3 protein-coding genes and 2 pseudogenes are annotated in these 6,112 nt (G+C 62.2%); 3 read left to right on the top strand and 2 right to left on the bottom strand.

The genetic code is table 11. From position 1 onward, the window contains the following. Positions 1 to 1,019, bottom strand: a pseudogene (locus DVO78_RS13400) (hypothetical protein); the annotation flags it as partial. A 125-nt stretch (positions 1,020 to 1,144) separates the two neighbouring features. Here DVO78_RS13400 and DVO78_RS13395 point away from each other — a divergent pair. The 3 genes from DVO78_RS13395 (at position 1,145) to DVO78_RS13385 (ending at position 2,432) form a co-directional block, all read left to right on the top strand. Continuing rightward, positions 1,145 to 1,798, top strand: a complete 654-nt coding sequence (locus DVO78_RS13395; protein WP_120005417.1) for a TetR/AcrR family transcriptional regulator — start codon at positions 1,145 to 1,147, stop codon at positions 1,796 to 1,798. Between the two features lie 94 nt (positions 1,799 to 1,892). After that, positions 1,893 to 2,129, top strand: coding sequence for a ribbon-helix-helix domain-containing protein (locus DVO78_RS13390; protein WP_120005416.1), 237 nt, complete (start codon positions 1,893 to 1,895; stop codon positions 2,127 to 2,129). Positions 2,130 to 2,132: 3 nt separating this feature from the next. Further along, positions 2,133 to 2,432, top strand: coding sequence for a type II toxin-antitoxin system PemK/MazF family toxin (locus DVO78_RS13385; RefSeq protein WP_120005415.1), 300 nt, complete (start codon positions 2,133 to 2,135; stop codon positions 2,430 to 2,432). A gap of 979 nt (positions 2,433 to 3,411) precedes the next feature. Here the strand turns inward: DVO78_RS13385 and DVO78_RS13380 are convergent. Further along, positions 3,412 to 6,112: pseudogene (locus DVO78_RS13380) on the bottom strand (hypothetical protein); the annotation flags it as partial.

The raw sequence follows: 6,112 nt of genomic DNA, 5'->3' as shown, positions 1-6,112 counted from the left end.
TCACCGCCGGAGATAGTCACGTCCCCGCCATCACCCTGGTAGCCGCCACCGATCCCCGCAGCATCGAGGCCACCGGTGGCAGTCACCTCACCGCCGGTGATAGTCACGTCCCCGCCATCATCGAAGTTGCCGCCGCCGATCCCCGCGCCATAGTTGCCGCCCTCGGCGAACACTGTGCCACCCTCGATGATGACCGTCCCCGCGTCACTACTGCCGCCAAGTTGGCCGCCGATCCCCGCACCCCAGGTGCCTCCGATGGCAGTCAGGGTGCCGTTGCCGGCATCGGAGGTGTCAGTGATCCTCAGGTGAGCGTCATCGTCCTCCTCGCCCCAACCACCGGGCACGTGGATCGCAGGATTGTTGTTACCTGGGTTCTCGACCGTCAGGTTGAAACCGTTGAGATCAAGAGTGAGATCACAATCCACGGTCAGGGCCAGGTTCTCACCGTCGTCTGCGGTGATGGTCTCACCGAGGGTGACCTCGCCTACCCCGTTGTCGCAGGCCTCAGTGACCGCATCCTGCAGGGCGGGCCACTCAGTTACGGCTGTGCTGCTCACCTCATCAGTGGTGAGGTCCGAGGTCTCCTCCTCAGTGGTCCCGGCCTCCTCATCCTCAGACTCATTGGTCTGGGCGTCCCGGTCGGCCTGGAACTCAGTGGCGTCTTCTTCCTCAGACTCCGGTTCCTCTGCTTCGTCTCCAGAAGCCTCGTCCTCGTCATTGGGGACTGCCGCATCATCCTCGTGCTCTACAGCACCGGTGCCATCCTCGGCCGCGGAGTCCTCAATGTCCTCCTCGGCGCTCTGCTCGGGGTCCTCTTCAACCTCGGTGACAGCCCCATCCTCAGTGCTGGTGTCTTCTGCAGCGTCGTCGATGCCATCACCTTCAGCAGAGGCCACCCGCACCTGGGTCGGGACGGCATCGGCACCCGGCCCAGCAGCAGCAGCCCCGGACAACGGTGCCACCAGACACAGTGCGATCACAGCACCACAGAGACGACGAGCAACAGAAACTGACGACATAACTTCCCCTCAACCAAACGGACCTATAGGTCCGGAGCGTGTATAGGGCCACCCTACATGATTAACCGGACTGTGCAATCCCCAACAGTTTGCGCTACACCACCCCAAGGCGGATAATCACCGCCATGACCACCACACCGCGCAAACGCGCGCCCCGCCGAGACGCACTAGAGAACAAGGAAAAAATCCTTCAAGCAGCCGAGCTCTACTTCGGCGAACACGGACTCGAGGCCTCACTGCACACCCTGGTAGACAACCTCGGCTTCGGCATCGGCACCCTCTACCGACACTTCCCCACCCGCAACGACCTCATCGCCACCATCTACCACCGACAAGCAGCCCGCATGATCGAAGCCCTAGAACGCGCCACAGAGATCGAAGACCCCTGGGACACGGTGGTCACCGCCATCGACGCGATGATCGACCTGATGTCCCGCTACCCCAGCATGCGCGCCATCGCTGCCCGCATGGCACAGATCGACCCTGGAGTCCTGGCCAGGGCAGCGGGACAGGAACTGGTCACAGGGATAGTCGCCCGCGCCCAGGAACAAGGCGTAATCCGGGCTGATGCGACCGCCGCAGACCTCGCCCATATCCCCACACTGCTGGAATCGGTGCTCCGGCTGCCCGAGCCAGCCCGCGGGATCGTCCTGGCCCGGCAGCGAGCCATCATCCTCGACGGCATCCGCCCCCAAGCCATGACCACCCCGCTGCCGGCCGAGCCGCTCACCGGTGAAGACCTCCACAAACTAGCCCACGGCCAACGACTCCACCCATAGCCACCGCCAGCCACTGTCTCAACCAGCCCGATTCAAGATCTTGAGCCTGAATCCCCTGCATCCCAAACTGGTGACATATTGGTACCACCATGGCATGAGCAAGCAGATTGCAGTCCGGCTGCCTGATGATCTCGCCGCTTTCGTTGACGCCGAGGTGGCTTCCGGCCGCGCCCCCAGCCGGGCCGGGGTGCTCACCCGCGCACTGGAACGCGAACGGCAGCACCAGCAGGCACTCTCAGATATCGCGATCCTCAAGAAAGATCTCTCCGCGGATGACTTGGACGATCTCGCCGCTTATGCGGCGAGGGTTCCTCTCGACGATCTGGACTGATGCATGCGCCCGATCCATCTGGCTCGACTCGACAAGACCCGCCCCGTTCTGGTGCTGACCCGGGAGCAGGTCCGCCCGTATCTGACTCGAGTGACTGTGGCGCCCATCACTTCGACCATTCGTGGCCTCTCCACTGAGGTGCCGGTCGACTCCACCAACGGACTGGACCATGAGGGCGTAGCGTCCCTGGACACCATTCTCACCATTCCGGTCTCCAACCTGGGCCGGCTCATCGGTTATCTGCACGCAAGTCAGGAAGGGGCTCTCTCTGAAACGATCGCCACCGCCTTCGACTTGGACTGAGCTGCTCCCCTCGAGCCCAAAGAGTCTCCGCCTGGTACAAGGCCACCCCACACTGCGTAGGAGACAGGCGGGATGGCCGGTCTATAGGGAAGCTACTGCCTCCTTGCCCGCTGGCGTTGCTTGGCCATGGTGAGAACAATTCGACCGTGGAGGTGGCCAGATCATCGCCGGGCACACCATCGATCCGAGGAAGAACTACCGGCCGAAGAAACGAACGATGAACTGCCACAGGTAGTGAACGATGACGCGTGACATACCTGCCCCAGAAACACGAAAGTCCCGGGACATCGAGTGAACGAAGTTCCGGGACTTCACAACGTGTGCTTCCCGGTTGTCTATGCCAAAAAGCCCTGGTGACGGCCAGGTGGCGACAGATCCTTAATCTGGCGCGGAAGTCGCGCCGCAAATCGGTTCCTTCCGCACCTCGATCACGCCAGCTATCGAGATCCGCCACGGCCTCTAATTTATCAGTTGCAGCCCGGAGCGATTCGAGCACTGCTATCTCTGAGGAGCTTTGCATCCGGCGAGCAACAGTGCGCAAGGTCCTTAATAGAGCATGGTGCCGTGATGCCTGATGGTCGAGCAGAACTGAGCGCGGAGGCTAGGTCTGAGATCGGTAGCCTGGAGGCGGACGGTGTGTCCCGTCAGAAACTGGCCGAGATGTTTGGCGTGAGCCCGACCAGAATCGGGCGGGCAAGTGGAGCGTACCAATGAGGTAGATACTACGGTAGTCGATGTATCGACTCGCCTGCCCTTTCGAGCTAAAATATTCAATAAATAAACAAAAAAATTAATAGTGAAAGCGAAAGTTTTTCGCGAGATTATCGGATCATCGGATTCAGCGTGTTGGTCATGGCCCGCCGCAGCAGCAGCTTCGAGGCCTGGTCCCTCGGAGAGAGGAACGGGTGTGGCCGGCACCGAAGAATGCCGGCCACACCTGTGGGGGCTGCCCATGTTTGACAGGGCAGTCGGCACGTATTCAGCGCACGTGGACCGCCTCAGGCGCCGGGCGCAACCTGAACCACGCCCAGATCGCGATTGAGATGATCCCGAAGGCTCCGAAGGCCACGGACCACACCAGGGTCTGCCGCGATGCTTCGATCCAGCTCTCTGGCAGGGGTGCGACGACCAGGACGAATGCCACCACCGAGGCCATAGTGAGCGCCGCCCACACGCCTTTGGACCAGACGAAGACATCGTGTCCGGTGAGGAACCGCATCGGCAGCATCGCCACCAGGGTGGAGCCGATGCCGCCTATGGTGAGGGTGGTGAGGATCTCACGCAGCAGTTGCGTGAAGAATCCTTCGGCTCCTGGGTCGATAGCCGCATAGGCGAACCAGGAGAGCAGGCCGAGGGCGAGGAACCCGGCACCGGCCACGGCGGCAACTATACCCTCCTGGGCACGATTGAGTGTGCCCAGGACAACGACTGTGACCAGCAGGCCGAACAGGATGCCCGGCTGTAGATCAAACACGCGGGAGACCGCAATACTCGCCGCAGCCAGGAACAAGAAGCCGGGCATGGCCCTGATGCGGGTGGTGATCCGGTACCGCCCATAGACCACGCTCCAGGACAACAGTGCCGAGGCGGCATTCATAATGATCACAGAGGCCAGCACCGCCAGATAAAGGCGGAGAAGGACCGAAGGGCTCGCCGGATCGGTTTCGGCCAGAACCCCAAGAACCGCCCCCGAGGCCATCAGCGCGATGAGTCCCAGATGCCGGTTGGGAACCCGCTTAAGCCGCGAACTCCACCGGGTCCACAGATGTCCCAAGCCGGCGGCCCATCCGAAGGCACGGTTATAGTTGCTCCTCAGTGTCGAGTACAGCAGCTCCGAGGGCAGCGCCGCGAGCAGCGTGAACATGAGAGCGAGCGCGGCGGCTGTCACCGCATTCCGTACTGGGTGGTCCAGGAGGTCGGCCGGCGATCGGAGACTCTGCCCGTACGTTGTCGCCTCGGCCCCGAGGATCGGATCCGGGTCGGGGCCAGGCTCCGCAACAGAGCTAGACCCCTCGTCAGAGCCAGCCTCCCGAGCAGAATCGGGGTTCGAGCTCGGGTCAGGGCTGGTATCAGAGCCAGGCCCGGGATCGGGACTTGGGCTCGGATCGGCGGAAGGACTTTGAGGCGAGGTAGGGGTTGCGGTCGGACTCGGAACCGGGATGAGGTCAGCTCCCTCAACAGAGCCAGCCTCCGGATCTGGGTCGGGGGAAGGACTCAGTGTCGGCTCATCAGTCGGAGTCGGCATCGGCTCCTCAATGGGTCCAGGGGACTCCATCGGAGTGGGTGTAGGAGTCGCGGTTGGTGTCTGCGTCACAGTTGCGGTTGGAGTGGGCTCATCCGTCGGAGTCGGAGTCGCTGTCGGCTCCTCCGTAGGCGAGGGCTCCTCCGTAGGCGAGGGCTCCCCCGTCGGCGTCGGCGTCTGCGTTGGAGTTGCGGTTGGAGTCGGCTCCTCCGTAGTTGTAGGATCCTCACTCGGCGTCGGCTCTTCTGTCGGAGTGGGTGTGGGTTCCTCCTCTGCTGCCACGACTTCGAAGGTGGCCGAGGTGTCCTCATACCCGGGTGCGCTCAGTACCACTGTGTGCTCACGCAGCTCGGTGTCTTCAGGGATATCCCAAGTGAAGGCCACCGCACCGGTTTCATCAGCGGTCTCGGTGCCGATGTCCAAGGGATCGGAGTACATGGTGGCGCTGACCTCAACCCCCGGGGCATACCCGCTGGAGGCAGCCTCTTGAGTCCCGCCGACGGGGACTTGGTCAGAGCCGGCAATGACTCCCTCCGGCACCAGGAGCTCTTCTGCAGGTGCGGCCACCTCGACCACCGCAATACCGGTGAGACCACGATAGGTAGCGGTGATAGTCCGCTCACCTTCGCTGGACAGGATGACCTCAGAACCCACGACGACATCGCCCTCCACCGAGGATGCCAGGTGAGCGTATTGAGCCACCTCACCGAATACGGCACCCTCAGCATCAAGTGCTTCAACACTGACTGTGATGAAGTCGTCGATCTCAGCCTCAGTTGGGGCATCAACCACCAGGGCATCGACCGCACTGGTGATCTCCACCTCCACGGTGGCGGTGATGTCCTCGTCATCCTCAACCGGGTAGGTGAACGTCAGTTCCCGGTCAGTCAGGGCTTCAGGGGTGAAGGCGAAACTCACCTCGTTGCCAGCAAGCTGGTCCTCTTCCACCGAGGAGGTGATGAGCACATCTTCGGTAACATCGCCCAAGCTGTTGCCGTCGGCGTCGAAGGCCTCCACGGTGAACGCACCGGTTGCAGTCTCCATCACCTGCTCAGGTCCAACGACCGTGATGGACTCCGGTGCCCCAGGTTCCGCTGTCACTGTAACCACGGCGGTGTCTTCAAGACCGCGGTAGGTGGCGGTCAGCTCACGCTGGCCAGCACCGATAAAGGTGATCTCAGCGCCATCGGTGTCATCGGCCTCCTCCTCAGAGATGATGGTGGCATAGTCACTCACATTGCCCAGCGGCTCGCCTTCATCGTCCAGGGCAGTGATCTGAACATCGTGGGTCTCTCCGTCGCCGACAGAGGTTGGAGCATCCAGCTGGATGTTGGCTACCGCACTGGAGACCTCCACCTCCACGGTGGCGGTGATGTCCTCATCACCCTCAACTGGATAGATGAACGTCAGCTCCCGGTCAACCAGTTCCTCAGGGGTG

The organism is Nesterenkonia muleiensis (assembly GCF_003600155.1).
Lineage (GTDB): Bacteria > Actinomycetota > Actinomycetes > Actinomycetales > Micrococcaceae > Nesterenkonia > Nesterenkonia muleiensis.
Note: the sequence above shows the minus strand (reverse complement) of the source record. Positions and strands in the feature narration are given on the sequence as shown.